The following is a 26107-nucleotide window of genomic DNA, read 5'->3' as shown; positions in this document are numbered from 1 at the left end:
TACACCGCACGCTCAATGAAGACATCCAAACCGCTAACAACGACGCGGCCCGCCGGACGTGCGACGACGTGTGGGGCCCTTACGACGGCAACCTTCTCAACTGCGACGAATATCCGTTCAAATCTACGCGAGAGGGAGCAGCTAAAGGCGACGGCAACTACTCCGCACGCCTCATCGACGCCCGCGACAACCAAGCAGCCGGCAACTGGCTCAACAGCAACTACACCCCTCAACCGGATCATCGACGGCGACGCCTTCCACATCGCCATCACCCCGTAGCCGACGTCCAGCACGATGACCAGGACTGCCGTGGGTGTGGCGCGTCGCGCCCACACCCACGGCACAATTGCCCCCATGGAACCACTGCCGCCATCCATCGACGTTCACCCCGACCACGGAATGATCGGCATCCACGGCGGCCAAGTCGATACCTTTGATCACACCCTCTTCACCGACCCCCATGCCGTCCTCGTCGCCAACGACTACGAGGCCTACCTGCGCACTGGCGACCACCCCACCTCGATCACCCTGCACTTCACCGACACCGCACCCTTGGATGCCGAACAGCTCGGCCGTACCACAATCGAACTACCGACCGACGACCTAATCATCAGCGAAATCACCCTGGGAGCCCACGGCCCCTTTGTCCTCCCCGCAGGCGCGGGAATCTACAACTTGACCGTGTCGGCCGTCGTCGGCTCCGAGAGCACCACACGCCAGGCCTACTGGCTCGCTCTCGAGCGCACTGGTGACCCCACTCCCGACGACGGAGACGACGCGTAGCCACAGCCATCTCCCGTCGGCATCACACGCGCCGCAGCGATGCAGCCCAGAGAACACCAGGCCGATAAGCTTCGCTGTCACCTTCAGGTTCGGGCGCAGCCCGATCGCGAACCGGTCTCAGCGGCGGCACCTCTACCACGAGTCATCACATCCACAACAGGGCACGCGCGCTGAGGCGCGAATCTAGGCCCGTCGCCGAGCCGGCACTGATTGCGATCATCCGGCTGTAGCGTCCGGTTCAGCCGCAGTCCGCGACGCAACGCTGTTCCGACCGACGGGATGCTCTTACCCGGCCACCACGCCAGGCGCCGAACATGAGGCGGTCATCCCGGGCCCCTGGTCGACGACGTGCAGCTCGACTTCGCCCGTCGGGCCGGCGCGGTGGTGAGGGTGCTCGTGGTGCCGGGCGGGGCGGCACGCAGGGCATTGGCAAGCAGGCTGTCGATCACAGTCGAGGCGTGCCAGCGCGAGCAGGCCGGTGACCAGGTTGCCCAGCCGGGGACAAGCCCCCTGCGGCCTCCGCTTCCGGCTCGGGCTGCTGGCCTACCTCGCGCTCGGCCGCCCGTCGACGTGCGCGGAATGTCAGTGCCCGCTCTTACACTGAGAGGGCCTATCGCAGGGAGTTCGCGGATGTCGACCTTGGTGCGCTACACCCCTCGTCCCGGACAGGATCGTCTGCTCGACCTGGCCGAACTCAGTACCGCTGATTTCGCCGTGATCAGTGCGCTGCACGGCCAGATCCACCGCGGCGACAAAGTCTTGCTGTGCCAGCAGGCCAGCATCCACGAGCCCGACGGCACAAGCCGGGCGGCCGGACCAGACGACGACGGCGCAGAGATGTACGTCAAACGCATCGGTGACCGCTACTGGGCAGTGCACTTCCCCGGCAGCGGCTGCGCCGAAAAGCACGCGATCGCTCGGGAGTCTGACGAACACAGGATTCAGAAGGACTACTGGCAACGCGCCGCCGAGGACGCCGGCTACCTGACCACCCAGGAGAAGCGCACCGGCGCCGGCACCATCCTGGACGTCGCGATCTCCGGCCCGCGGCCGACCGGCGTCGAGGTCCAGCACTCCCAGGTGCAGACCCGGTCGGTGAAAGCCCGCACCACTCGCTCGTTCCAAGCCGGATGGCTGGCGGTGTGGTTCCTCGACTCCGACCGGCCCTCGGCCTGGTTTTTCGACGTCCCCACCGTCGGCAGCAACCCCCGCCCCTGGAGCTCGCTGCCGCCGCGCCGGGCCGCGACCGCGATCGGCCCGCGCCGACTGGTCGCGACACGCTGCACCGTCACCACCCTCGGCAACTGCCCGAATGGCACCCGCAAGCGGCCCAAACGGCCCTGTGGCGGATTCCATCCGATCGCCGAGCGGTGGCCGGGGCTGACCGTCGACGATGTCGCCGAGCAGGTGCCGGCCCGCCGGATCGTGCCGATCATCGACCTGCGCGGCAGCGTCCGCCTCATCCCCCATGAGGACCTCGACCTGCTGCGCGACCTCACCGACGACCCCAGTCGATACGTCTACCAGCCAGGCACCCGCAGCCGGCCCGGCCACCGGGCCAGCCGGAGCACGCTGTGCGAAAACCCGCACAACGCGCTGCGGCCGGCGACCGCTCCACTGACCTGCACGAAATGCCACCAGGCCCCGCGCGGCCCCGGCGGCGTCCTCTGCCCCCGCTGCTTCCAGATGATCACCAGCCGACCCGCGCACAGCTTCTACAACCTGGCCGCGCCGCAACCGCCCTCGGCATGAGCAACGACGACGGGCCTGCGGTCCGCGTCGTCGGCCGGCAGGTGCAGACCGATCCCGGAGTGCCGCGGGTGTGGCGTCTGCGGAATGGACAGGTCATCGCGAAGATCCGCGCCTGTAAAGGCTACCGCCGGTGGCTGCGCGAGACCGTCCGCATCGGTCCCCTCAACTCGACGGGGACCGATGGACGTTGCCACGCAACTGCCTGACGCGGCTGGTGATCGCAGCGATCGACCGCTACGGCTACGTCGTGGTCTGCCGAGACATGTCGACGCTGTCTCGGTGCACCCGGGCGTGCCTCGAGGCGACCGGCGTCGACTGCGACTGCTCGTGCCTGGGTATCCACCACGGCGCCGACTCCCACGGCTGGTTCGAGCGCGTCGGCGAGGCGATGGTCGCCGATCTCGGCGAGTTCAAGCGCGCCGTCGTCGTGTACGGCGCGCAGGGCGACAGTTGTTCTCGAGCACGTCTTCGAGCCACTGCCAGGATTCCGACAGTTGCCTGAGGTGAGCTCGCTCAGTTTGGCGTAGGGGTGGTAGAGATCATCCGGCGAGATGGACCAGACGTAGTCGGCCTCAAGCGCGACGGTCTCGCCCTCCGCTTTAGCGATCCGTCGCATGAGCAGCTCGAAGACTGCTCGCAGTGGTGCAGCGGGATGCGCAGCGGCTCGCTCACGATCCGTGTCCTCCTGAAGATCTCAGTTCTCACGCTCGCGAAGACGGTGCACGAAGTCGATGCCTTGCTCTTCGATCTCGCCGATTACGTACGGGTGCCCGTCCGGATCCAGCGTGAAAGCCAGGTCCCACAGGGCGCCCGTCACTTCGATGTGCAGGTTGTAAGCGAACAGGTCCCCGGGGTGGCGAGCGTGGCGGGACATCGCCTCGTGGTTGCGTTCGGCGAGCAGCCGGCGGTAGTGGGCGTGAATTTCCTGCACCTTCTCGGACGCGTGCCGATCGAACCAGAGTTCCCGCAGGCCGCGGCGCCGCGCGAAGAATTCGCGGTACGCGGACATCGTGCGCTTGTTCAGCGAGGCGTAGTCCAGTCCTTCGGAGCTGGCCTCCACCTCGTCGAGGACTGCCAGGAGGTCGTGCATGTACTCGGCGGCGACCGCCCCGACCAGTGAATCGAGGTCGTCGAAGTAGCGGTACATCGACGCGGGTGACGTCCCTGCTGCCTCGGTGATCGCGCGGGCGCTCACATCAGGGCCGTGCGGGCCTTCGGAATCGATGATCTCCGTTGCGGCCGAAAGGATCCGGGCACGGTTCTTCCGCCCCCGCGCCTGCGGTGGCAGCCGCGACTCCCAGGCTGGCGGCGCCGAACCTGTCACAGGTGCAGAGCCGGTCGAGGCGTCGGACTCAATCACGCGGCCGGATGGCGGAAGGGCGACGCCCAGTCGCCTCCGCAGGAAACGATCAGACAATTCGTGAATTTCGTCGACGACGCGGGGATCGCCTTCTGAATCGGACTGGAACGCCAGTTCCCACAGGATACCGGTGATTTCGATCCAGACCTGATAAGCCAGGATGTCGTGCGGCTTGGTCGCGTATTCGAGCATTCTCGCGTGCAGCATCTTCGCCAGGTTTGCCCGGAAGTCGCGATGGATGCGGACGACCTTCTCCGACGCCTTCCGGTCGAACCACAGTTCGCGCAATCCGGGCCGCGCCGCGAAGAACTCGCGGTAGATGGAGAAGATGGTGTCCAGCAGATTTCTCAGCGATTCGGTCGGACGAGAAACCCCTGCTTCGACAGCAGCGAGCAGCTCATTGCCGTACTGCGCGGCCACCGCGGCGACGATGGAGTCCACGTCGGGGAAGTAGTGGTAGATCGATGCCACGGGCGTGTCGGCGGCCTCGGCGATCCCCCGGAGCGTCAGGGGACGGCGGCCGGAGGAGGGCGCCGAGTCGATGAGGAGCGCCGCGGCGCGCACGATCTGCGCGTGCCGCGTTCGACCTCGCTCTTGCGGTGGCAGAGCGACGTCCGTGGAACTGACCTGGGAGTTCTCGGGCACTGACGACACGTTGCTCATGCTACAGCCGGCGCTTCGATCGGCCGATCTTCTCGGCCGGATGGTCGCCAAGACGTGCTTGACAGGCGTCGAGTCTCATGTCTCAATAGAAAACGTAAACGATGTTCGAGTTCCTGTCCTGGGTCTGTCCAGGGTTCCGTTGGCGCGTCCCGTGTACTGCGGCACGCCTCGAAGTCGAGGAGAAGCGATGCTCAGCTCGAGTGACAACGAGCTACTCACCAAGGTCGGACCTGGGACTCCGATGGGGTCGATGATGCGCGAATACTGGATGCCCGCGATGGTGTCCACGGAGTTGCCCGCGCCTGATTGCGACCCGGTGCGAGTTCTTCTTCTGGGCGAACGTTTCATCGCCTTCCGGGACAGCTCCGGAAAGGTGGGCATGCTGGCCGCGCAGTGTCCCCACCGGGGCGCTTCGCTGTTCTTCGGCCGCAACGAAGAAGGCGGCCTGCGGTGCGTCTACCACGGGTGGAAGTTCGATGTCTCGGGTCGCTGCCTCGACATGCCGAACGAGCCGCCCGAGAGCAATTTCAAGGACAAGGTCCGAGCGAGGTCCGTGCCGGTCGTCGAACGGGGCGGGCTCGTGTGGGCCTACCTCGGCTCGCAGTCCGAGCCGCCGCCGTTGCCCGCGTTGGAGTTCTTCGACGAGGAACTGAGCGAGACGCGGTTCATCAACGTCTTCCAGATCAACTGCAACTGGCTTCAAGCTCTCGAGGGTGACATCGACACGAGCCACTTCGGGTTCCTGCACGTCGGTCACCTGAGCAACGACGCCGCGCCGGAGGGCACCTTCCTGCGCCACATGCTGGAGGACCGGGCTCCGCGGTACAAGGTGGTCGACACCGAGTTCGGCTCGTCCTACGGCGCTTATCGACCCGCGGGCAACGACCAGGAGACCTACTGGCGCATCGCCCACTACCTGTTCCCGTTCTACACCATGATCCCCACCGGGCTGCTCGGCAGCTCCAAGACCGTCACCGCACGGGTTCCCCTCGACGACGAACACACCATGGTCTACCTGGCCACAGCCGACGAGGTGCCGAGCGATCTCGCGATCGGTGCCGAGACCTACCAGAACCTCAAGCTCCTGCCGAACACGACCGACTGGCACGGCCGGTTCCGCTCCGCTCGTACGATCGAGAACGACTTCGAAGTCGACCGTGAAGCCCAGCGCAGCGGGCGCAGCTTCACCGGTCTGGACAGCGTTCCCCTCGAAGACCGGGCCATGACCGAGAGCATGGGACCCGTGCTGGATCGCAGCGGCGAACACCTCGGCAGCTCCGACGTCATGGTCATCCGCGTGCGGCGCCGGATCCTGCGAGCTCTGCGCCACTTCACCGACAGCGGCGAACTTCCCCCAGGCGCCAACGAGCCCGATCTCTACCGGCAGCGCTCTGGCGGGGTGGTGCTGCCGACGGGCGCCGACTGGCTCACCGCCACACAAGGGCTGCGTGACGGCTCCGAGAAGCCGACGACCGATCCCGCGCTGGCCGCCGGTGTCTGAGATCAGCCAAGCCGCCGGACGCACCTCTGGCGACGGCGCCCTCGAACACGCGTTGTCCATTCCGTACATGATGGACGTGTCCACTCGCGAAAACGAAGGCGGCGAGTGGGTCTGCCGCCTCGAATATCCGGAACTGGCCGGCTGCGTGGCCGAAAGCCGAGACGCGCTCGACGCCTACGAACAGCTCGAAGCGCTGCGCGAGCAGTGGTTGCGACGCCGGGTCGAGACTCACCAGGAAGTCCCGGCACCGCGCCCGTCGCTGCGGTCCTGAACACCTCCATCGCTCCGGCAAGATCGCGCGTTCGTCGAAGAGCGGCGATCTGCCACCCGTGATCCGCCGAGCCGCCCTCGGCAGGTGACGCCCCTGCCACGCATGGTCTGTACCCGAACACCGGCCGGCCCGCTCGCGAAATCCGAAAGCGGGCCCGCCGCCCCGCCCCCCGAGTACCGGCACGCCGTGTCGCTGAGAGCAGCGGCGCTCTCCGTCAGCTCACAAGGCTGAGCGAGCAACGAAGTGATGCCTCGGGTGCGAACCACCAGGAACTCCCGGAACCGCGTCCGTCGCCGTCGTCCTGAACAGGTCGACGTCTTCCCGCGCGGAGAAGCAAAAAACGCTTTCACACTCGAGCCAGCCCACCGCACCAACGGAGGTACGGTAATGATCGAAGCGTCGACGGAGTCGAAAGACCCGACGTTGCCCCAGAAGAAGGTGAGCAGCGCGCGAGTACTCGTGGCCGCGATGCTCGGCACGACGATTGAGTGGTACGACTTCTTCATTTACGGCACGGCTGCTGCGCTGATCTTCTCGCAAGTCTTCTTCCCGAGCAGCGAGCCAGCGACGGGTACGCTCACCGCGTTCGCCGCCTTCGGCGCCGGATTCATTATGCGTCCCCTCGGCGGGGTGATCATCGGGCACCTCGGCGACAAGTACGGGCGGCGTCCGATGCTGCAGGCGACGGTCCTGCTCATGGGCGGCGCAACCGTGGCGATCGGCATCTTGCCGTCCTACGCGGCGATCGGGATCTGGGCGCCCGCACTGCTCGTGCTGCTCCGGCTGCTCCAGGGCTTCGCCGCCGGGGGCGAGTGGGGCGGCGCGACGCTGATCGCCATCGAACATGCCCCGCCCAACCGCCGAACATTCTACGGCGCTTTCACCCAGGCGGCTGTCCCCATCGCGTATCTCCTGTCGGCGGCGATGTTCTTCGTGCTCCAGGGCGCGCTCGACAAGCACGCGCTTCTCGCGTGGGGCTGGCGAATCCCGTTCGTGCTCAGCATCGTGGTCGTGGTCATCGCCGTTCTCGTGCGCTCGGGTGTGGCAGAGAGCCCGGAGTTCAGGGCCAAGACCAAAAAGTCCGAAAAACTGCCACTGCTCCAGGTGCTGACCAAGTACCCGCGCACCGTCGCGCTGACCATCGGTTTGACGATCGTGACGAGCACGGACTTCTACCTCGGCCAGGTGTTCCTGCTGTCCTACGCCACCGCCCACGCCGGGGTGGCGGCATCGTCGATGCTGCTCGTCACCATCATCGGTTCGGCGGTCAACGCCGGCATGACGTTCGTCGCGGCCCGGATGGCCGACCGGATCGGCAACCGAACGGTCTTCTACATCGGCATCATCGGGCTGGCCGTTCTCGCCTTCCCCACCTACCTGATTGTCAATACCGGATCCGTCGGGGCGATCCTCGCCGTGCGCATGATCGGCAATGCGTTCAACGCCGCGGCGTACGCCCCGATCGCTTCGATCCTCGCCGGTGCCTTCAGCGTCAAGGTCCGTTACACCGGGGTGTCGCTTTGCTATCAGGCCGCGGCGGTGCTCGGCGGCGGATTCGCGCCGTTCATCGCCCAGGCTCTGCTGACCGGGACGGGCTCCTGGATGGCCGTCGCCGGATACTCGGTGACCCTGTGCTTGATCAGCTTCGTCTCCATGACACTGCTCGGTAAGGCGGCGAAGGAGAGCCGCGAGCAGACCGTGCTGCCCGCCGTGGCCTGAGCCGATCGTTCCGACGTCCAGCTGCCGTACCCCGTAACCACCGGACCGGGGCGGGCGGTGTTCCCGCCCGCCCCGGTCCCCTCCTCACAGTGAAAGGATGCTCGTGCCGTTCACCTCGTCCAGCAGTGAAACAGTCATTGATGGCACCGGCGCCTTCCCGCTCGACTTCAGCGTCGTTCGCCGCCGACGCGTCGCTGATGCGGTCATGACGCTCGATCTCGCGCCACCAGCGGGGACGCCGCTTCCGCCGTGGTCTGCGGGTGCACACATCGACGTGGTCATTCCCCAGGTCGGACTGACTCGCCAATACTCGCTGTGCGGGCCGCCGCACGCGGACTTCCTGCGCATCGCCGTCCTGCAGGAGCCGGACTCGAGGGGCGGGTCGTCCTGGTTGCACAGTCACGTCGCCGAGGGCACGACGCTTCGGATCAGCGGACTGCGGAACTACTTTTCGTTGACCGGCGACGGGCCGGTCGTCTTCGTCGCAGGGGGAATCGGGATCACGCCGATCCGGGCCATGATCGCCGAGGCGGATTCGCGCGGCGTGCCGTGGGAACTGCACTACACGGGGCGCTGCGTCGAGAGCATGGCGTTCGTCGCCGAACTCGCCGACCTCTACGGCGACCGCGTCAGCACGTATTCCTCGGCAACCCGTCGGCTCGACGTCCCGAAGCTGCTCCGGCAGCTGGCCCCGGGCACCTCCGTCTACGCCTGCGGCCCCTCCCGCCTGCTGTCGGCCATCGAGGACGCCGCACCCGCACACGTGGCGGTGCGGACCGAACGATTCGCCGCTGACGAGATCGACACCTCGCAGAACAGGACGTTTGAGGTCACGTGTGCGAGATCGGGAATCCGATGCACCGTCCGTGCCGATCAAAGCATCCTCGCCACCCTCCGCGACGCCGGTGTCCAGCACATGTCGCAATGCGAAGAGGGGGTCTGCGGCTCCTGCGAGACCGCCGTCCTGGACGGCATCCCCGAACACCGGGACATGCTCCTGACCGACGAGGAACGCGCCGAGAACGCCACGATGATGATCTGCGTTTCCCGGGCGCGAACAGCACATCTCACGCTGGATCTCTAACCCGACGTCCGGCCGGTGCCCCCGCGGGACGGCCACTGAGACCGATGTCCACAAAGGAGTCGAGGTTGACCACGCTCTTCACGCCGTACCCGCTCAGGTCACTGACGATCCCCAACCGGATCTGGATGGCGGCGATGTGCCAGTACAGTGCTTTGCCCGACGGCGAGCGGGCCGGTGTGCCGACAGACTGGCACTTCGCGCACCTCGCCGCGCGCGCCACGGGCGGTACCGGGTTGATCATCACCGAGGGCACGGCGGTCAGCCCGCAGGGCCGGATCAGCCCCTACGACCTCGGCATCTGGAACCGCACCCAGGTCGACGCCTTCCGGCGGATCACGGGATTCCTGAAATCCCAAGGCACGGTCGCCGGGATCCAGCTGACGCACGCCGGCCGCAAGGCCTGCACGGAGCGCCCCTGGGTCGACGGCGGCCGCTGGCTCACGCCGGACGAGCCGCACTGCTGGACGCCAGTCGGGCCCAGCGCGCTGCCGTTCAGCGCGGCCTCGGCGGTCCCGGAGGAATTGAGCCGGGAACGGATCGGGGGGATCGTCCAGGAGTTCGCGGCGGCTGCGGAACGTGCGCTGGAAGCCGGGTTCGACGTCGCCGAGATACAGGGCGCGCACGGCTACCTGATCCACCAGTTCCTTTCGCCTTACAGCAACCACCGCACCGATGAGTACGGCGGTTCGTTCAAGGGCCGGACCCGGTTCGCGCTGGCGGTCGTCGACGCGGTTCGCCGGGTGTGGCCGGACGACCTGCCGGTGTTCTTCCGCATCTCCGCCACCGACTGGCTCGCCGAGAACCCCGAGGACCACCGCGAGGGCTGGACCGCGGACGACACCGTTCGCCTCGCCGAGGAACTGCAGACGCGCGGTATCGACCTGATGGACGTGTCCACCGGAGCCAACGTCCCGGACGCGAAGATCGTCCCGAGTCCCGGATACCAGGTGCCGTTCGCCGAGCGGATCCGCACCGAGGCCGGGATGCCGGTTGCCGCCGTCGGGTTGATCACCGAACCCGCGCAGGCGCAGGAGATCATCACCTCGGGCAAGGCCGATGCGGTGCTCCTGGCCCGTGAGATGCTGCGCGACCCGTACTGGGCGCGCCGGGCCGCGACCGAACTCGGCGCCGCGGTCGCGACGCCGGTGCAGTACAACCGCGCACGACGGTGACGCCGGTTCGGCGTTCTGCTTCGGTCGGGTGTCCCGCAGCTCCAACTTGGCGCCGCTCCGTCCCCGATCGCCCTGTCCTCGCACCTCGTCGCCGACCCGATCTCCGCCACCACGGCGAGCACAGCCTGGAGACACGCCCGCCGTGGCGTTGCCACCGCACCTGATCGACGCCGCGCACCGATCCGATCCGCACTACGAAGGAGCACCACGATGACTGTCATCTCCGATGACGCCCCAGACCTCGGCACCGCCACTGCTGGGAAAGCAGCGCTGACCGCCAATCCGTTGGCGGGCAACCCGGGAGTCATCGGCGTGCCCACTGTCATCGCGGGTGCCCTCGGCCTCGGCCTGGGCAACGTCGGCGTGCTGCCGGGCGGTGCCACCAGCGCTACGCTCGCCATCCTCAGCACTTGCACCGCCGTGGGGCTGCTGATCACCACGGTCTGGGCCGCGACGCTCGGACAGAGCGTGTCGGCGAGCCTGTTCGGCGTGTTCTTCGGATTCTACGCCAGCTACGTCGTCCTCACGCTGGATCTGTCCCACGGCTGGTTCGGCACGTCCGCGGGGTCTGCCACCGACGCACAGGTCGCTTGGTTGTGGTGCTGGTTGATCACCATCGTCGTGGTCACCCTCGTGACCCTGCGCCTGCCGTTCAGCTTCACCCTCATGCTGGGCCTCGTCGACGTCGCTCTCGCCCTGCTCCTCGCCGGCGCGGCGACCGGCGCCACCAGCCTGATCCGCGCCGGCGGCGTTGTGGTCCTCGCCTTCGTCGCCGTCCAGGCCTACCTCTACGCCGATCTCATGCTCACCGAAACCGGCGGTCGGGGCCTTCCGCTAGGCCGCCCGTTGCTCACCCGCTGACCCCAGCTCGGGCCCACAGTCCCGGGCCCGATCACACTCGAAGATCTCGGACTCTCACCGGTCTCCGCCCCGACGGTGAGGTCAGACTCGGACTTCACGCTACGCAGGACGCGGCCAGCCCAACGCGGACGCCGCCCTCGGCGAGGGATCGGACGCCTGGGTGCGAGAATGAGCCATGTCGAACAAGCAGGACGGGCTGCTCGCCGACATCCAGGCGGGCGTGGTCGACGAGGCGGTCTCCCTGGCGTCGCTGCTCCACAAGTGCATCGTCGTCGGTGGGTAAGCCGTCTCAGCGAAGATGCGTGACTGGGCCCGCCGCGAGGTCAGCGGCTACGCTGGCGCCGACGACCTTACGGACTACCGCGAGCTCCCGGCGCCGCTCATCGCGCAGATCACCAACGATGCGGGTTACAACCCGATGCGTCAGCGCCTACTCCGATGTGACCGCAGTTGCTCGTGGTTGGTGACCGCACCCTGCGTGGTCGCCATGTCTGTATCCGTGAGTTTTGATCGCACTTGGGGGTTGCGGTGAGAGGATACCTGTGCTTCAGACCAGGGAGCACGGATGCCTCCACAGTCGGAGGTAGAGCCCTACGCCGCGATCCGCCGGGACGCCCGGTCGGGGATGTCGGGGCGGGCACTGGAACGCAAGTACAACGTCGGCCGCCGCACGGTGGTGAAGGCGATCGCGTCGGCCTGGCCGCAGCCGCGGAAGAAGCCACCGCCACGACCGTCGAAGCTGGACCCGTTCAAGCCGGTGATCGACGAAATCCTCCGCAAGGACCTCGATGCGCCGAGGAAACAACGGAACACCGTGAAGCGGATATTTGCTCGGTTGATCGACGAGCACAGCATGAGCGACGTATCCTAGCAGGTCGTCCGCGCCTATGTCGCTACCACGGCACCCGAGATCCGGGCCGAGGCCGGCCGCGTCGTGTTCGACGGCCGCACCGAGGTCGCCCGGCACGAGCGTATTGATCATGAGTTTAGGCGCAGTGCGGTCACAACAGGCGAGCATCCGCGGCTCGGTCATGCAGACACAGCCATCCGCGGCCGCATCGACTTCACACAGCAGCTACACCGCTCCCCCGGCCGATACTTGCCACTCGCTGTGTCATACCAGTCGCACGACGAGGACATCCTCGAAAACCAGCTTCTGGCCGCAGCCGTCAAGAAGCTGACCGATGTCCAGACGTACAGCACCAGAACTCAGCGCTCCCTGGCGCGTTTGCGACGCCCCTTCGAAGGCATCACCGCTCCGCCGCTGCGCCAGGCCATCTACCCGAGGTGGGTTGGACCCGGCTCAACGAGCACTACCGGCCAGCAGTCGAGCTCGCCCAACTCATCCTCACCGAAACAGAGGCCGACCTCGGCGCCGGCCAAGTCGCGGCGCCACGAACGGGTCCCTGCGGATGCGCCGGCCGATGGACGCCGGGTCCTGGTGAGGTTGCGGATACACCGGATGCGGTGCCCTGTCACCGAGTGCGCGCGCCAGACCTTCCGGGAGCAGGTACCGGGCCTGGTCGAGCGATACCAGCGACGCACCGTCCGGCTCGGTGAACAGATCCGTGCAGTCGTGCGCGAACTGGAAGACAGGGCCTCCGCCCGGCTGCTGCCCAAAGTCGGGATCGCACTCGGGGCGCGACACCGCTGAACGGGTCTTGCTGGCCATCCCCTTGCCGGATCAGGTCGTGCCGCGGGTACTGGGGATCGGCGACTTCGGCTTGCGCAGGTCCCATGACTACGCCACCGTGATGATCGACGCCGACACCGGCGCCCGGATCGACGTGCTGCCCGGGCGCGGCGCTGAAGTGGTGGCCGGTTGGCTGACCCGGCGTCGGTGATCGTAGAGATCGTCTGCCGGGACACCTCGGCGCCATAGACCTCGGCCAGATGCGCGGATCTCCCCGATCGTGAGGCCCTACGCGGCCAAGGAGATCACCATCTCATCCACCCCGCCCAGGCGTTTCTGCTGCTTGGCCACGATCTTCGGTTCGAAGTTGGCGTCCCGGTCGCGGGGCACGTCGATCTGGACTGGTCCGACGTCGGTGAGCACGGTCTTGGCGCGGGTGCCGTTGCGGGAGTTGCCGGTCCCGCGGCCGGCCGGGTCGTCGTTGTCGTAGCCGAGGTAGTCGGTGATCTCGCCCTCGAGCGCCGACTCCAGCAGCCGTTTGGTCAGCTGCGCCAGCACCCCGCCCTCGCCGGTCAGCGCCAGCCCACCGGCCTTCGCGCGGTTCACCAGCTGCGCCACGAGCTGTTCGTCCAGACCGTCCATCCCGGTCTCGGGACTCGAGTCCTCAGCGTTGTCCACGCCGGACATCATGTCGGTCATCAGGTGCACTTCCATGATCGGGAGTTACACCGCTCGTTTTACAGTCCCCACGACACGATGACAACGTCAACATTTCTTGATCAGGCACTAGGGCGGCGACGTGCACGGGGTGACGACTGTCTTACCGGTCCCGCAGGTCTTGGCCAGTTTGCCTCGTCCGCCAACCTGCCAGTGGCGCTCGACCGCCTCGCCCGAATACGGACAACGCGACGGCATCAACGGCTCTGCGCGGTCTGGTCCAGGCGAAGCAAAGATTCGTTCCTTGATCTCTGTCCCTGCCGGGGAATAATGCGACGTTTGCCAACCTTGAAGCGACGCCCTGACGGGCTAAACTGTAACGAGAGCTGATTGGCAGACAATGAAGCACACCCGACCGCCCCGTGGGCGCGTGCCCGCTCCCGTCCCACTCAACCCCTGTTCGCGCAGGGGAGCTGGCACCCGGCCGATGCACGGCAGGAGGGGCTCCACGCATCGGCCGGGCTGCTCTGGCACCGTAGAATAGCCGCTCCGAAGCCCAGCTCCTGGCGGGGAGGGAAGACTTTTCTGGCAGCGGGTGCACTGGCAATTCTGACTGAACCGGCGAACCACGTCATCAGTGGAAGTAAGGATGGTGAATTTTTCCTTATCGCCAGGAACGATAATTCATCTGCTCGCCCCAACCGGACCGGTCACCGGTGTGGTCAGGACACCCTCCTAATCGGCAACACACAAACCGCGGCCGCGATGCCAGTAACGGCGGAGGCCAGGAAAAACGCGGGGAACCCGCCCAGCGACGTGATGAGGAGGAGGCTGATTCCCGCGGCGGCGATCGCCGGCAGTGCGCTCGAGAGTGTCAGGACGGCGAGAACCTTGCCGCGGTCTTCGGCATGCGGCAGCACAACCTCGACCACGGCTTGGTCGACGAAGAATCAGGCACCGCTTCCGAATCTGAGAAGCGACGAGCCGACGATCGCTTGCGCTTTCCGCACGGTCCGACTGGCAGCCGACAGGGATAGCGAGGACGACTATCCACGTCGCGTAGCATTTCGTCAGGTTGAACGTGCCGACGTCAGGGTCGACGTGCACCGACGGCGCCCACTCCGCTTGACAGCATCGCGAGGCGTTGCAACCCGCCCGGCTCCGCAGGCGGGGAGATCGATACCACCGGGTGGCTGGGGAACAGCACGCCAGGCACCTCTGGGGTTCCAGAAGTCGATCACCGACGCTGAACAACAGATTTACGCGGCCCGCTCGTACTCGTTGATCCAGGCCTCCGAGAAGGCGTTGTCGCTTGACCCGCTGGGAGCCTAGGTCTGCCGGAGGGTGGGTCGGCCGTGGTGGGCGAAGCTCGCGGGAACCCTGCGGCCGTCGACCGTTATAGTACAGGCCGTACTCGGCGAGCACGGCCTGCAAATGGCGCTCGTTGAGGACCTACATACGGTCGGTGAGCTCGGTTCTGGCTCTCAACACGAACCCTTCGGCGTAGCAGTTCGCTCGTGGGCAATGTGAGGAACCCGACTCGTCTCGATGCCCACGTCGGCCAGAACGCATCGAAGGAGGCCGCGAACTGGCCAGCCCGGTCGCGGATGACAAATCTGAACTCATCGACTCGATTACCGAGATCCAGAACGAGGTTACGGATGTGCTGAGTGGTCGATCTACCATCCGGATGCGTGGTCGTGCAGAGGAGCCGGACGTAGCGGCCGCCGACCTCCAGCACGAAGAACACGTAGATCCATTTGGGGGTGAGCGCACAGTCGACGGGGGAAGAAGTCGCACGCCAGCTTCATCGAGACTTGCGTGCGCAAGAACTGCCACCAGGTCGTGTCGGTGTGCCGGGCCGGCGCTGGAGGTACGCACGCCCGCTTCAGAATCCGCCGGATCGTCGAGGCTCCGACCCGGTGTCCAAGCTTGAAGAACTTACCCTGAATCCTCTTGTTGCGAGCTGCGGTTCTCTGTGGCCATCCGTTCGATCAACCCGGGGATCACCTCGTCGACCGGTGGACGTCCGACCCGATGTGAATGGGTCCACTTCGCACCTACCAGTCAACGGTGCCAGCGAAAGATCGTGTCCAGGGGGACCAACTGGTCTGCCCGCATCGCCTTGGGCAGAAGGCAGACCAGCGCGGCCGACGGCTCGGGCAGCCCAGTCCGGGCGATGTTTCGGGGTTCCTCTGCGCAGCACGGTGACATCGTGGCACAGGACCAGCAACTCAATATCTTTGGACGCCGACGAGCGACCGGGTAGCACGAGCAGGCCCACAAGCCGAAGGAAGACCAAGTAGAGCAGTCGCAGCGCCATGCCTGGCGATCATGCCCTGCCCGCCGAGCGTGTCGTTGCACCAGGTCAAATACATGAGACGACTTCTGGAACCCAACAGGTGCCATCTTCCTCGCGCGAGCGACGATGGCCCTCACCCTATCAACATGTCGTTCCTGCTCGGCTCGTCTTCCCCGCGCGAGCGGGGAGACACTAGAAGACACCGTGGGTGAGACGCGACAGAGTCGCGCCTCACCCACGAATGACCGATCAAGTGTCCTATGAGGTCACTGACCGTCTGCGGCAACGCCCGGGTGACACTCGACGTGCCCCAGGTTGAAGGTCTTCCCGGCCACCCTGAGCGACACCGCGTCGACGGAGACACCGCCATCCGGCAGGCTGTCCACCACATTCGTTGCGGCGGTTATTTGCCCGAACAAGAGATCGAGGAACCGGTTGCCCTTCAAGATCGATTCGAACGAAATGTCGACCGGAGTCCAGCCGGGCACAGCGATCCGGAGGCCGCCGTTCGTCAACGACGCGCCGCCGGTCGCCGGCGAGCCAACCGGACCGGCCTGGCAGCTCGACTCGAGTCCGGTGAACGACAACGTAGCTTCGGCGCTCGCATCAGGGAAGCCGGCCCTCAGCATTCGCAGGACGGTCTTGACGCTGTCGCTCGACACACTGCCGTAGATCGAATCGACGAGCTTCTCAACCGTCAGCCTCGCCCCGATTCGCGCGGTCACACCGGAGACCTTCGCAGCCGACACACCCGTGGTCAGGTTTGCGTTCGTGTCGACGGCCAGTACGCCCGCGCCGCCGCCCGCCTCAATCCCGATGGGAAGCCCGTCGATCGTGAACGCCGGAATCGACGTCGCCGAGTTGCTCGAAATCCTTGCGCCCGGGTCGGACTCCGGCGCCGTCGGCGCCGCGGCCGACAGCAGGTTCGCCCCGCTTGGGAACTTCCCAAAGATGCTCCCGCTCGTCCCCGCGACATACCCGTAGGCACTGGGTGTGGCCTGCTCCGCGAGCGCGGTCCCGGCCATGCCTGCCGTCCCCGCGACTCCCATCAAACCCGCTGTCGCCGACAGCGCTACGATCCGCCTCAATCGCATGTGAATCAGCCCTAACCTCACTCGGTTGACAATCGACGAACCGCGGCGCATGGAGCCGCCTCATTGCGGTCGGAAGGCAGACTGGCAAACCTGCGACGGACTCCGCAAGTTTCTTCGACGAAATCAACTAGTAAAAGATGAAATAGATCATCTTGCGAATGTGAAATAGTCACAACACGACTCCTGAACTCAGCGAACACGCACATGGATCGCCGGGTTCACGTTCTCGGCTGCGGTACGGGCGGGCGCAAGCTACTTACCCGCAATCGGCAACCCCACAACGCAGACACCGGCAAGACCGTGCCCCGTCAGCAATTGCACCAGCCACCTGACCTGCCGCGCTGCCCTGGCCCGGCGCGCAGCTCGTCCTGGACGCCCACGTCTTCCGCGTCGCCAACTTCGGGAACGACGGCCGTGTCACTCAGGACGGATCAGCTTCCGGTACCAGGCGAACGAATCCTTGGGCGTACGGCGCTGCGTCTCGTAGTCCACATGCACGAGCCCGAACCGCGGCGCGTACCCCCCGGACCATTCGAAGTTGTCCAGCAGCGACCGGACGAAGTATCCACGCACGTCCACGCCGGCATCCATCGCCTCGCGCACGGCCAGCAGGTGACCGGTGAGGAAATCGATCCGTTCGAGGTCGGGCACGGTGCCATCGGGGCCCGGTTCGTCGGCGAAGCTGCATCCGTTCTCGGTGATCTGGATCGGCGGCAGATTCTCGCGGTAGCGCTCGTGGAGGAACACCAGCAGATCGCACAACGCCTCCGGTATGATCGGCGAATCGTTGGTGGTCATGAGATAACGCTCGATAGGGCGCAGTTCGAACGGCAGCGGGTTGCCCTCGCCAGGCGCCGTCACACCTTGGGGTTCGTAGTAGTTGACGCCGTAGAAGTCGAGCGGCTGCGCGATCGCGGCCAAGTCGTCGGCGAAGTTCTCCGGCAGGTGCGGGTGGACCTGCTCGGGGTAGCTGCCGAGCAGCATCGGGTCGGCGAAGGTGCGGTTGATCAGCGCGTCGAGCCATTCGGCGGCTTCGCGGTCGGCGGGCGTGTCGTGGTCGGGCCAGATCGGCGAATGGTTGTTCGCGGTGCCGATGCCGGTCGCGCCCGCCGTGCGAAGGGCCTGCACCGACAGGCCGTGCGCGAGATTCTGGTGATGCGCCGTCGGGAGCGCGTCAAGCAAGAGGAACTGGCCGGGCGCGTATTCGCCGATGCCGTAGCCGTAGATCGTCATGGCCACCGGCTCGTTGAGCGGGATCCAGAGTTTCGCCCGATCGGCGAAATGCTCCCCTACAATCGTAGCGTAATCGGCGAAGCGGAAGGCGGTGTCGCGGGACAGCCAGCCGCCGGCGTCCTCGATCGCCTGCGGCGTGTCCCAGTGGTACAGCGTGATCGCTGGGGCGATCCCGGCCGCGCAAACCTCGTCGATCAGCTTGTTGTAGAAGGCGAGTCCCTCCGCGTTGGGCTTGCCGGAGCCGTCCGGCTGGATCCGCGGCCACGCGATCGACATCCGGTACGCGCCGACGCCGAGTTCCGCCATCAATGCGACGTCGCCGGAGTAACGGTGGTAGTGGTCGGCCGATACCTTGGCGTCCTCGCCCCGGGCGATCTTGCCTTCGGTCGCGGTGAACGTGTCCCAGATAGACGGTCCGCGGCCACCTTCGGCCGTCGCCCCCTCGATCTGGAATGCCGAGGTCGAGACACCCCACAGGAAGTCGGGCGGGAAGGTCGGACTGTCCACGCTGAGCACCCCTTGCTGGTCGAGCCCCCGGACGAGGAGTGAATTTCTCACCTCAGGGACAGGAAATTCTCCTTGTTTCGCCCGCTAAACGCGGACTGGCTATCCACGCTACCGCGCCGACACTTGAAACGCGAATACTCTTCCCTTACGGTTCCCGGCATCTATCGTGGATACCTTCCAGCGAAAAACAGGTGCCGAAATGACGTGGAGCAACTGGGCCGGAACGGCCAAGGTCACCCCGCAACGGGTGCACCGGCCGCGCAGCGCGGCCGAGATCGCCGACGTCGTGCGCGGGGTCGCCGAGGCAGGCCGCCGAGTCCGCGCGTGGGGCAGCGGGCACTCGTTCACCACGATCGCCGCCGCAGATTCCGACGCGTTCGACCTCACCGAGTGGACCGGCATCGAGCGCGCCGACTTCGAAACCCAGCAGGTCACGGTCCGTTCCGGCACCACGCTTCGCACCCTCAACGCCGCGCTCGACGCCCTCGGGCTCGCGATGACGAACCTCGGCGACATCGACGCACAGACCATCGCCGGCGCGATTTCCACCGGCACCCACGGCACCGGTGCGCGCTTCGGCGGAATCTCGACCCAGATCGTCTCGCTGGAGCAGGTGCTCGCCGACGGTTCGGTGGTCCGGTGTGCGGCCGACGAACGTCCGGAATTGTTCCAAGCCGCACGCGTCGGCCTTGGCGCGCTTGGCGTCATCAGCACCGTGACCCTCCAATGTGAACCGTCCTTTCTGCTATCCGCGCAAGAGCGCCCGGAGCCGTTGGAACAGGTCCTCGAAGGCTTCGACGACAACGTTGCGAACAACGACCACTTCGAGTTTTACTGGTTTCCCCACGGCAGCAAGGCATTGGTGAAGCGCAATAACCGGCTGCCGCTGCACGCTGAGCGGAAACCGTTGTCCCGCATGCGTCAGTTCGTGGACTACGAACTAATCGAGAACGTCGCGTTTGGTGGACTCTGCCGACTCGGCCGGGCTGCGCCGAAGCTGGTGCGGCCGCTCGGCGCGTTCGCCGCGCAGGTGTCCTCGTCGCGCGAGTACAGCGACCTCTCGCACCGTGTTTTCGTGACCCATCGCGGGGTCCGGTTCGTGGAATCGGAGTACGCGATCCCGCGCGAATCGCTGCACGACGTGCTGGCCGAACTGCGCGCACTGGTGCCGCGACTGCGGGATCCGGTGGCGTTTCCAGTCGAGGTAAGGGTGGCCGCTGCCGACGACATCTGGCTGTCCACCGCGAACGGCCGAGATTCCGCGTACATCGCGATCCACCAGTTCCTCGGTATGCGCTACCGCGAATACTTCGACGCGTTCGAGGCCATCGCGGGCCAGGTCGGCGGGCGGCCGCACTGGGGAAAAATGCACAACCTCGACGCGTCGGTGCTGCGAGACCGCTATCCGCACTTCGACGATTTCCTGCGCGTCCGCAAGGAGTGTGACCCGGCCGGAACGTTCTCGAACAACTACCTCGACCGGGTCCTCGGCCCGGCGGCATGACAGTTTCCCGAGTAAGCGATGCAATTCAGCGTCGAAAGCCCACCAGGCCCCGGCTAGCCTGGACGAAGCAAGGTGAACCTTGATGACCCCGTGCACCGGACGCTGTTGCTTCTCCTCGGGTCCCAGTCGCGTCGTGAGGTGCTACGGGCCCGGCACCGAGTACAGCCTGCGATCGGCGTCCAGGACCGTGTTCAAGGCAAGTTCCTCGGCGGCCGGCCTACGGTTACCGCTTGGCCGATGTCGATCCGCGCCCGAATCGGGCCGACGCGAGCCTCGGTCGCCGCCTGCACTGCCCGGAACCTGATCCGGCCACCGCACCGTGGGTGCGGTGGATATTCCAGCAACGAGCGACCGGGCGTAGTGTGGGATCGCAGCACGCCGAACAGGGCCACCACGTAGTCCACCGACCGGTCCAGCACCAGTGCGGCCAGGGGCTGCGCATCGGGAGCTTCAGGCAGGGCGCTCAGCACCGACGACGTCGCGCCGCCCACTCGCTCGCGCAGCTGCGCGTAGGCGCGTAGGTGATCGGGGTGCCATCGCCGCACTCGGCCGCGACTCGGTCCGCGAACCGCTCGAACGAAGCGGAGGCCGCGGCGGACAGCGTCGGGAAGTCCAGGTGAGTCATCGATTTCCGTCCTCCGGTGCGGCGTCGCGCAGGCTTTCGAGACGGCGGTCCAGCCGGGCGCGGGCCGGCGAGTGCCACTCACCTGGGGTGCGGCAGAAACCATGAGCCGTTCGTGGATGATTACCCGTGCCGCAGTTGCTCCGCGACTACGGCTCGCGCAACAGGCGTTGCGCGAGCCGTCGTCGTTCACCTCGTCAGGAACGAGAAGTTCCACAGGTTGTCCGTGAACAGTTTGGCGTCGGGCTTGTCGTTCTGCGCCATCGTGCGCATGAAGACCGTGCCGAGCCGGTCGGACAGAACGGTTTTCTGCCACTCCGGGCCGATCCAGTAGTTCAGATAGTACCCGGGCCCCGCCATCGCACCGTTCGCCGACCAGAAGCCGTTGCGTGGGTCGCGCACATAGTCGAGGACTGAGGTCGCCGCCCCGCCGCTCCACACCGACCCGGCATCATCCGAACCGGACAGCATGACCGCGAGCTGCAGGTTCTGGCTCCGCAGCCACTCCGGGTCGAGGCTACCGCCGGAGGACTCCCGCGTCGCCAGGCCGCCGATGTCGATCGTTGTCCGGTCGGCCTCGTAGGGCAGCACACCGGAGTCGCCGATGGCGATCGCGCCGGCGGGGAGCTTGGTGTCGTGGATCGCTTTGCCGAGTTCTTGGTGCGCCATCACCCGGTACCGGTAGGCTAGCAGGTTCGTCGTCTCGGCGGCATTTCCGAAGCCGATCGCAGCACCGAGGCCGATCGCCCCGAGCAGGGCGGCCCCGGCGATTTTGCGAACACCGCCCGCGTACAGGGCGATCACCACGATCACGGTGCCCACCGTGATGCCGGTGGTCAGGTTTTGCGGATCCCATAGCACCACGGCGGCGGTCGCGATGGCGAGCGCGATCAGGGCGAGCAGGCTCTGCGGATCCCGCTCGCGCGGCCCGCTAAGGAGGATCGGCCTGCTCAGCACGAGCAGTACCACCGGGAACAGCAACTGCCAGTAGAAGCGGTGGCCGGGGTCCATCACCAACGTGGCCTGCAGGTACAGGCCGAGCACGACGGCGGCCGAGACCAGTGCGAGCAGCACCGGTGTCGCGTCGCGCAGGAGGTCCGGGCGTGCCAGGAGCGAGGTCTTGGCGCTGCGCCGGTACAGCGCGATCCCCATCGCGAGGCCGAGCACCACGGGCAGCAGGATCGGCCCCGCCACCGGGAGCGCATCCAGGATCCTCGTCGGGAGAGAGGCGTCGCCGGCGACCTTCTTGTAGTACGGGTTCGGGAAGAACGACCCGAAGTACCACCAGCGGGCGCACCAGTAGACCGCCCAGCCGGCGAGCACCACGATCGCGCCGCGCCGGTTCTCCTGGCTCCGGTCGATCAGCAGCGACCAGCCGATCGCCGCAGCGGCCAGCACGATGCCCTCCGGCCGGCTCAGCGCGACGGCGGCGGCAGCGATGAATCCGGTGCGCCCCAGCGCTCCCCGGCGGTAGACGATCGCGTACAGCCAGCCGATCAGCAGCGCGAAGGAGGCCGTTTCCAGCCCGGTGAACAGCTGGAGGAAGAAGACCGGGCTGGCCAGCGCGACCGCCAGCAGCACGAATTCCTGAACCCGCGGCAACTGCGCCCGGCGTACGACGACGACGTAACCCACTGCGATGGCGATCGACACGATTTTGAAGAACAGCTCAGCGGAAATGCCCAGCAACGCCGGAATGATCGACAGGAACGCGTAGAGCGGGTTGCTGTACCCCTCGACCGGCGAGCCCTCGGCGTTCCAGCCCCAGACCCCGTGCTCGACGAAGGTCTTGCCGTACCGCCAGGTGATGAACGAATCGTCGATCGTCACGCGGAAGAACAGGAACCCCAGTACAAGCGCCACCAAGCCGAGCGCCGCGTAACCCAGCCGCCACAAGCCCAATCCCCGAGAGCCACCATCCTCGGCCGGAGCTTCCGGTCCGGGGCTTGACTCTTCCTCGGCCGGAGCGGCCTGTTCCCCCGCGTCGTCCGACGACGGAGACTGCGGCGACGGTATGGCCGGCGGCTTACCGCACCATGCGCGCAACGCCTCCGGAGCGCCGACCCCGGTCACCGATTCCTGGTCGACCGGAGCGAATTCGATGGCACCGTCCAGCCGCACGACGGCGATCTTCCGGTTCAGCCCATCGCCGACCGAGAGCAGCCTGGACCCGGGTCCGCCCTCGCGAAACGCCGTCCAAGCCGCTGCCGGTTGACTGAACACCTGCGGGGTGTCGGCATTCTTGCCGTACACGGCGAAAGCGGCCGCCGGATTGCCGGGCGCGAGCGCGAAGTGCTCGGCCAGCCGAGCGGAATCGCCCACACTGGCCCAGCCATCGACCAGCTCGACCATGAGATCGCCGCTGACGACCGCCGTGCCCGCCGAAGCGGACGATGCGGGGCCGGAGGACTGAGACTGTTCCGGGGCGCCGGATTCGCCGGGCGCCGGGTTGCCCGTTGCGGACATGGTCAACTCCAGGGACTTTTCCAAACGGATGCCGGCCGGGAAGTGTCCGGCCAGAACTGAAGCGATGTGGCCGTGACCGTGGGCGGACTTCCGGCCACGGTCACGGCCACATCGGTTGAACTTCATGCGAGGGGAGGGATCTCTCCCACTGCGCCGGGATCCTTACTGGCCCACAGTCGCCTTCAGCGGACTGGTGTACCCGGCGAGCGCCGCGGTGCCGTTGGCCTTCTCGCCCGGGGTCGCGCCCGCGGCCGTCTTGACCACGACCGTGACCTTGAAGATGGTCGCGTTGGCGGTCTTCAGGTCGCCGGCGGCCGGGATGGTCACCGTCAGGGTCTTGCCGCCGTCGCCGATCGCGGCGTCGGGGAGCCAAATACCTCCGCCATTGAGAGCCCTCTTGTCCTTATCGAAGGTCTGGTACGACGCGTCCCCAGTGAAGAGCACGCCCTCCGGCGCCGTCAGCACCAGGGCCTTGCCCGCGATCTTGGCGAAGTTGCCGTCCTTCGGCTCGAAGCTGACGTCCAGCGGGCTGACCGTGCCCGGTTTCACGTTCGGCGCGAAACTCTGGAAGAACTCCGGCCGCTCGACGGCGGCCTGAACGGTCTTCTCCTCTGAGTACTTCGCCGGAACGTCGGGGTTGTTCGGCAACAGCGCCTGGATCTTGACCTTGGTCCCGTCGGCCAGCGGGCTGTTCAGCTTGATCACGGCCTTGCCGTCCTTGATCTTCGCCGAACCGCCGATGACCTTGCCGTTCTGGTCGACCGCGGTCACCTGGCTGCCCTCGGTGCCGGTGACGGTCAGCTCCTCGCCCGGCTTCACCGTGTCGCCTGCCGGCGAGCTGATCACCGGCTGCGTCAGCGTGTTCACGGAGTCGTCGAGGGTGACCTTCACGCCCCGCGACTCCGCGGAGTCCGGATTGCCGTTCTGCCCCAGCGCCCTGGCGGTCAGCCAGAGGTCACCCTGAGCGGTCCCCCCGGGAATCGGAGCGGTCCAGAAGCCGTCCTTGTCGACCTTCACCGGGTCACCGAACGGCTGGCCGTAGTTGTACAGCTGCACCAGCCCGTTGTACCCGGCACCGGTCGGGACACGGCCCTTGACCACGCCCTTCGAGGTGATCTTGGTGTTGGACATCGGCAAGACGATCTCCGGGACACCCGGCGCCCGAGGAACATCGATCGGCAGGTTGGCGTAAACGTTCGTGTCGTGCTTGAGCAGCCCGAAGAAGTTGGACTGCTTCAAGTCGTACTCAATCGGAAGCACGCTCGGCGCATCCTGGGATACGACGAAATCGCACTTGGTCTGGATGCTGATCAGGTCACCTGCTCCGAACAGGCTCCCGAGTCCGTTGATGACCGACTTGAGCGAGTTCCCCACGTCGATCGGGAACCAACCGGTGCTCTTGCCGTTGTTCCCCGACGCCTGGACAGCCACGCTGCCGCCGAGGTCGGCACACGCGTTGCCGCCGACCTTGATCGCGCCTTCCCAGCTGTAGAAGAGCTTGAACCAGTCCTGGCTGGGTTCGATGTGCTTCGCGTTGCCGTTGTTGAAGATCTTCAGGTCGAAGATGTTGACGTTGTCGTAGGACGCGGTGATGGATACCGGCTGCCCGGGCTTCGGCTTCTCCACGCTGGTGATAATGTGCGCACGACCTTCGTCGCCCTTCGTGGGCAGGGCATAACCGTCGTCGGCGGCCATCGCCGGCGCGGCGAGCCCGGCGACCAGCCCCATCGTCAGTGCGCTGACCGCACCAGCCTTCGCCAGCCCGGCCGCCCGGAACTTGCGTTCCTGCTTCAGCTTAGTCATGAAATCTCCGAAGTAATTTCCTCCCCCCGACCGGGGGCTCACGAGCAATGATGTCTCCCGCACTCCCCGCGGACAAGGAAACTCGAACGGCGCCACCCGACCGGAGTGTACCAAAATTGACAGTCGAACAGTGAGAAAATGAACTCCCACCCTACTGAAGCCCTCTTTCCCACCCCGAGGTCGACGCCCCGCCGAGCATCGCGGCACCACGCTGCCACATGTCCAGATCCGAGCACAACAGACCGCAACCGGCCATTGGAGACTGTCGTCGAGCGCTCCGTATATCGAGCCAGCCCCCACGGAGACGACCGGAAATCCGGTCTGCCACAAGCAGCTCAGAGCCCAACAACCCCCGCCACGCACCCTGCCCCCCCACCCGCAACCTGGACCGCGAATCACAGTCAACTGCCGTCGCACGGAACCGACACGGGCCCGCCGTCATCGAGAGCACACTTCGCGAACAAACTTCACTCGACATCAGTGGAAATACTCACGAAATCATAGTGAACATTTTCATTGGTCGCCGACATTGACGCCGGCCGAGCACGTGTCACTTGACAGCGGCAGGACCCGAGCACGTTTCCAAAAGTAAAGGCAAAGCATTTTTGGCTACGAACTTTTCCTCACGGGCAACCTGCACTTAGGACAACTGCCTGAGCGAGATCGCGCAGTTGGCCCGGGTGCACCAAGGCGCTCGTCGAGGCGGTCTCCCCTGCCGAAACCGACACGATCGTGCCCCACCGGGTCACCGGTTCCACAGCAGCCATCTGGACGTCGTCCTGCGCGCGGCCGGGATCGACATCGCCGCGTTCGTCGGCCTGGCCGAGGTCGTCACCACCGACGAGTTCCTCACCGCGCTCGCTGACGGCTGAGCGCCCGGCCGGTCCCGTTCCGTCCGCTGCCGGGCAGGCGGCCCGACCGCGGTTCCGGCAATCAGCGACGCAGCCGCTCGCCAGGTGATCAGCCGCGCCAGCTCCGGCGAGGAACTCGGCACAGAACAGATCGCCGCGGCGGTGAGGCCCGTTCACCACACACCGCTGCGGCGACCATTTCCACCGCCAGCCACCGATGCCCGACCGTCCCGCCGGATTTCGTCCGGCGGGACGGCTGCGGTCCCAGA

General features: G+C 66.4%; 23 protein-coding genes and 1 pseudogene. 16 read left to right on the top strand and 8 right to left on the bottom strand.

The features are described from left to right. The first annotated feature begins 68 nt into the window (after nt 1-68). The 5 genes from QP939_RS51930 (at nt 69) to QP939_RS29145 (ending at nt 3037) form a co-directional block, all read left to right on the top strand. Entirely contained in the window at nt 69-437 is a 369-nt protein-coding gene (locus tag QP939_RS51930) for a NucA/NucB deoxyribonuclease domain-containing protein (RefSeq protein WP_352247673.1), read from the top strand. Beyond that, nucleotides 355-783, top strand: coding sequence for a hypothetical protein (locus QP939_RS29160; RefSeq protein WP_285449395.1), 429 nt, complete (start codon nt 355-357; stop codon nt 781-783). Before QP939_RS51930 ends, QP939_RS29160 begins: the two co-directional genes overlap by 83 nt. A gap of 630 nt (nt 784-1413) precedes the next feature. Beyond that, entirely contained in the window at nt 1414-2535 is a 1122-nt protein-coding gene (locus tag QP939_RS29155) for a competence protein CoiA family protein (RefSeq protein WP_285449394.1), read from the top strand. Continuing rightward, complete coding sequence (locus QP939_RS29150) at nt 2532-2741, top strand: hypothetical protein (protein WP_285449393.1); 210 nt, start codon at nt 2532-2534, stop codon at nt 2739-2741. Before QP939_RS29155 ends, QP939_RS29150 begins: the two co-directional genes overlap by 4 nt. An 8-nt stretch (nt 2742-2749) precedes the next feature. Next, nucleotides 2750-3037 carry a hypothetical protein gene (locus QP939_RS29145; RefSeq protein ID WP_285449392.1) on the top strand — a complete coding sequence of 96 codons (288 nt, stop codon included), beginning with the start codon at nt 2750-2752 and terminating at the stop codon, nt 3035-3037. 192 nt (nt 3038-3229) lie between these two features. On the opposite strand, the gene QP939_RS29140 is transcribed toward QP939_RS29145, so the two are convergent. Beyond that, complete coding sequence (locus tag QP939_RS29140; RefSeq protein ID WP_285449391.1) at nt 3230-4540, bottom strand: TetR/AcrR family transcriptional regulator; 1311 nt, start codon at nt 4538-4540, stop codon at nt 3230-3232. On the opposite strand from QP939_RS29140, the gene QP939_RS29135 reads away from it, so the two are divergent. The 9 genes from QP939_RS29135 to QP939_RS29095 all read left to right on the top strand — a co-directional run bounded on the left by QP939_RS29135 (nt 4512) and on the right by QP939_RS29095 (nt 13010). Continuing rightward, nucleotides 4512-6059, top strand: coding sequence for a Rieske 2Fe-2S domain-containing protein (locus QP939_RS29135; RefSeq protein ID WP_285449390.1), 1548 nt, complete (start codon nt 4512-4514; stop codon nt 6057-6059). The genes QP939_RS29140 and QP939_RS29135 overlap by 29 nt on opposite strands. Then, nucleotides 6052-6330, top strand: a complete 279-nt coding sequence (locus tag QP939_RS29130; RefSeq protein WP_285449389.1) for a hypothetical protein — start codon at nt 6052-6054, stop codon at nt 6328-6330. The genes QP939_RS29135 and QP939_RS29130 overlap by 8 nt, the downstream gene beginning before the upstream one ends. Nucleotides 6331-6717: 387 nt before the next feature. Continuing rightward, nucleotides 6718-8049 (top strand): MFS transporter, encoded by a 1332-nt coding sequence (locus QP939_RS29125; protein WP_285449388.1) that lies wholly within the window; start codon nt 6718-6720, stop codon nt 8047-8049. Nucleotides 8050-8146: 97 nt separating this feature from the next. Next, nucleotides 8147-9133, top strand: a complete 987-nt coding sequence (locus QP939_RS29120; RefSeq protein WP_285449387.1) for a PDR/VanB family oxidoreductase — start codon at nt 8147-8149, stop codon at nt 9131-9133. A 65-nt stretch (nt 9134-9198) separates the two neighbouring features. Next, entirely contained in the window at nt 9199-10305 is a 1107-nt protein-coding gene (locus tag QP939_RS29115; protein ID WP_285449386.1) for an NADH:flavin oxidoreductase/NADH oxidase, read from the top strand. A 210-nt stretch (nt 10306-10515) separates the two neighbouring features. Continuing rightward, on the top strand, nt 10516-11166 hold the full coding sequence (locus tag QP939_RS29110; RefSeq protein WP_285449385.1) for a GPR1/FUN34/YaaH family transporter: 651 nt from the start codon (nt 10516-10518) through the stop codon (nt 11164-11166). A gap of 565 nt (nt 11167-11731) precedes the next feature. Beyond that, nucleotides 11732-12037 carry a hypothetical protein gene (locus QP939_RS29105; protein WP_285460046.1) on the top strand — a complete coding sequence of 102 codons (306 nt, stop codon included), beginning with the start codon at nt 11732-11734 and terminating at the stop codon, nt 12035-12037. A 63-nt stretch (nt 12038-12100) separates the two neighbouring features. Continuing rightward, nucleotides 12101-12820, top strand: coding sequence for a 5-methylcytosine restriction system specificity protein McrC (locus QP939_RS29100; RefSeq protein WP_285459871.1), 720 nt, complete (start codon nt 12101-12103; stop codon nt 12818-12820). Nucleotides 12821-12827: 7 nt separating this feature from the next. Next, the gene (locus QP939_RS29095) at nt 12828-13010 is read left to right on the top strand and encodes a hypothetical protein (RefSeq protein WP_285460045.1); all 183 of its coding nucleotides are present in this window, start codon (nt 12828-12830) and stop codon (nt 13008-13010) included. On the opposite strand, the pseudogene QP939_RS29090 reads toward QP939_RS29095, so the two are convergent. The 4 genes and pseudogenes from QP939_RS29090 to QP939_RS29075 form a co-directional block, all read right to left on the bottom strand. Next, nucleotides 12982-13441: pseudogene (locus QP939_RS29090) on the bottom strand (transposase); the annotation flags it as partial. The gene QP939_RS29095 and the pseudogene QP939_RS29090 sit on opposite strands and share 29 nt — an antisense overlap. A 737-nt stretch (nt 13442-14178) precedes the next feature. Beyond that, complete coding sequence (locus QP939_RS29085) at nt 14179-14388, bottom strand: hypothetical protein (protein ID WP_285449384.1); 210 nt, start codon at nt 14386-14388, stop codon at nt 14179-14181. A 1636-nt stretch (nt 14389-16024) separates the two neighbouring features. Beyond that, complete coding sequence (locus tag QP939_RS29080; RefSeq protein WP_285449383.1) at nt 16025-16783, bottom strand: hypothetical protein; 759 nt, start codon at nt 16781-16783, stop codon at nt 16025-16027. Between the two features lie 486 nt (nt 16784-17269). Continuing rightward, nucleotides 17270-18592, bottom strand: coding sequence for a GH1 family beta-glucosidase (locus tag QP939_RS29075; RefSeq protein WP_285449382.1), 1323 nt, complete (start codon nt 18590-18592; stop codon nt 17270-17272). 199 nt (nt 18593-18791) lie between these two features. On the opposite strand from QP939_RS29075, the gene QP939_RS29070 reads away from it, so the two are divergent. Next, nucleotides 18792-20096, top strand: a complete 1305-nt coding sequence (locus QP939_RS29070; RefSeq protein WP_285449381.1) for a D-arabinono-1,4-lactone oxidase — start codon at nt 18792-18794, stop codon at nt 20094-20096. 463 nt (nt 20097-20559) lie between these two features. Here the strand turns inward: QP939_RS29070 and QP939_RS29065 are convergent, their stop codons facing one another. From QP939_RS29065 to QP939_RS29055, 3 genes are all read right to left on the bottom strand, one after another. After that, nucleotides 20560-20721: a hypothetical protein gene (locus QP939_RS29065; protein ID WP_285449380.1), complete on the bottom strand. Its 162-nt coding sequence runs from the start codon at nt 20719-20721 to the stop codon at nt 20560-20562. A 186-nt stretch (nt 20722-20907) separates the two neighbouring features. Further along, the gene (locus QP939_RS29060; protein ID WP_285449379.1) at nt 20908-23310 is read right to left on the bottom strand and encodes a hypothetical protein; all 2403 of its coding nucleotides are present in this window, start codon (nt 23308-23310) and stop codon (nt 20908-20910) included. Between the two features lie 36 nt (nt 23311-23346). After that, the gene (locus QP939_RS29055) at nt 23347-24987 is read right to left on the bottom strand and encodes a hypothetical protein (protein WP_285449378.1); all 1641 of its coding nucleotides are present in this window, start codon (nt 24985-24987) and stop codon (nt 23347-23349) included. Nucleotides 24988-25658: 671 nt separating this feature from the next. Here QP939_RS29055 and QP939_RS29050 point away from each other — a divergent pair. Continuing rightward, nucleotides 25659-25859 carry a hypothetical protein gene (locus tag QP939_RS29050; protein WP_285449377.1) on the top strand — a complete coding sequence of 67 codons (201 nt, stop codon included), beginning with the start codon at nt 25659-25661 and terminating at the stop codon, nt 25857-25859. Nucleotides 25860-26107: the final 248 nt, after the last annotated feature.

The sequence above is a fragment of the Amycolatopsis nalaikhensis genome (genome assembly GCF_030264295.1).
GTDB lineage: Bacteria > Actinomycetota > Actinomycetes > Mycobacteriales > Pseudonocardiaceae > Amycolatopsis > Amycolatopsis nalaikhensis.
Note: the sequence above shows the minus strand (reverse complement) of the source record. Positions and strands in the feature narration are given on the sequence as shown.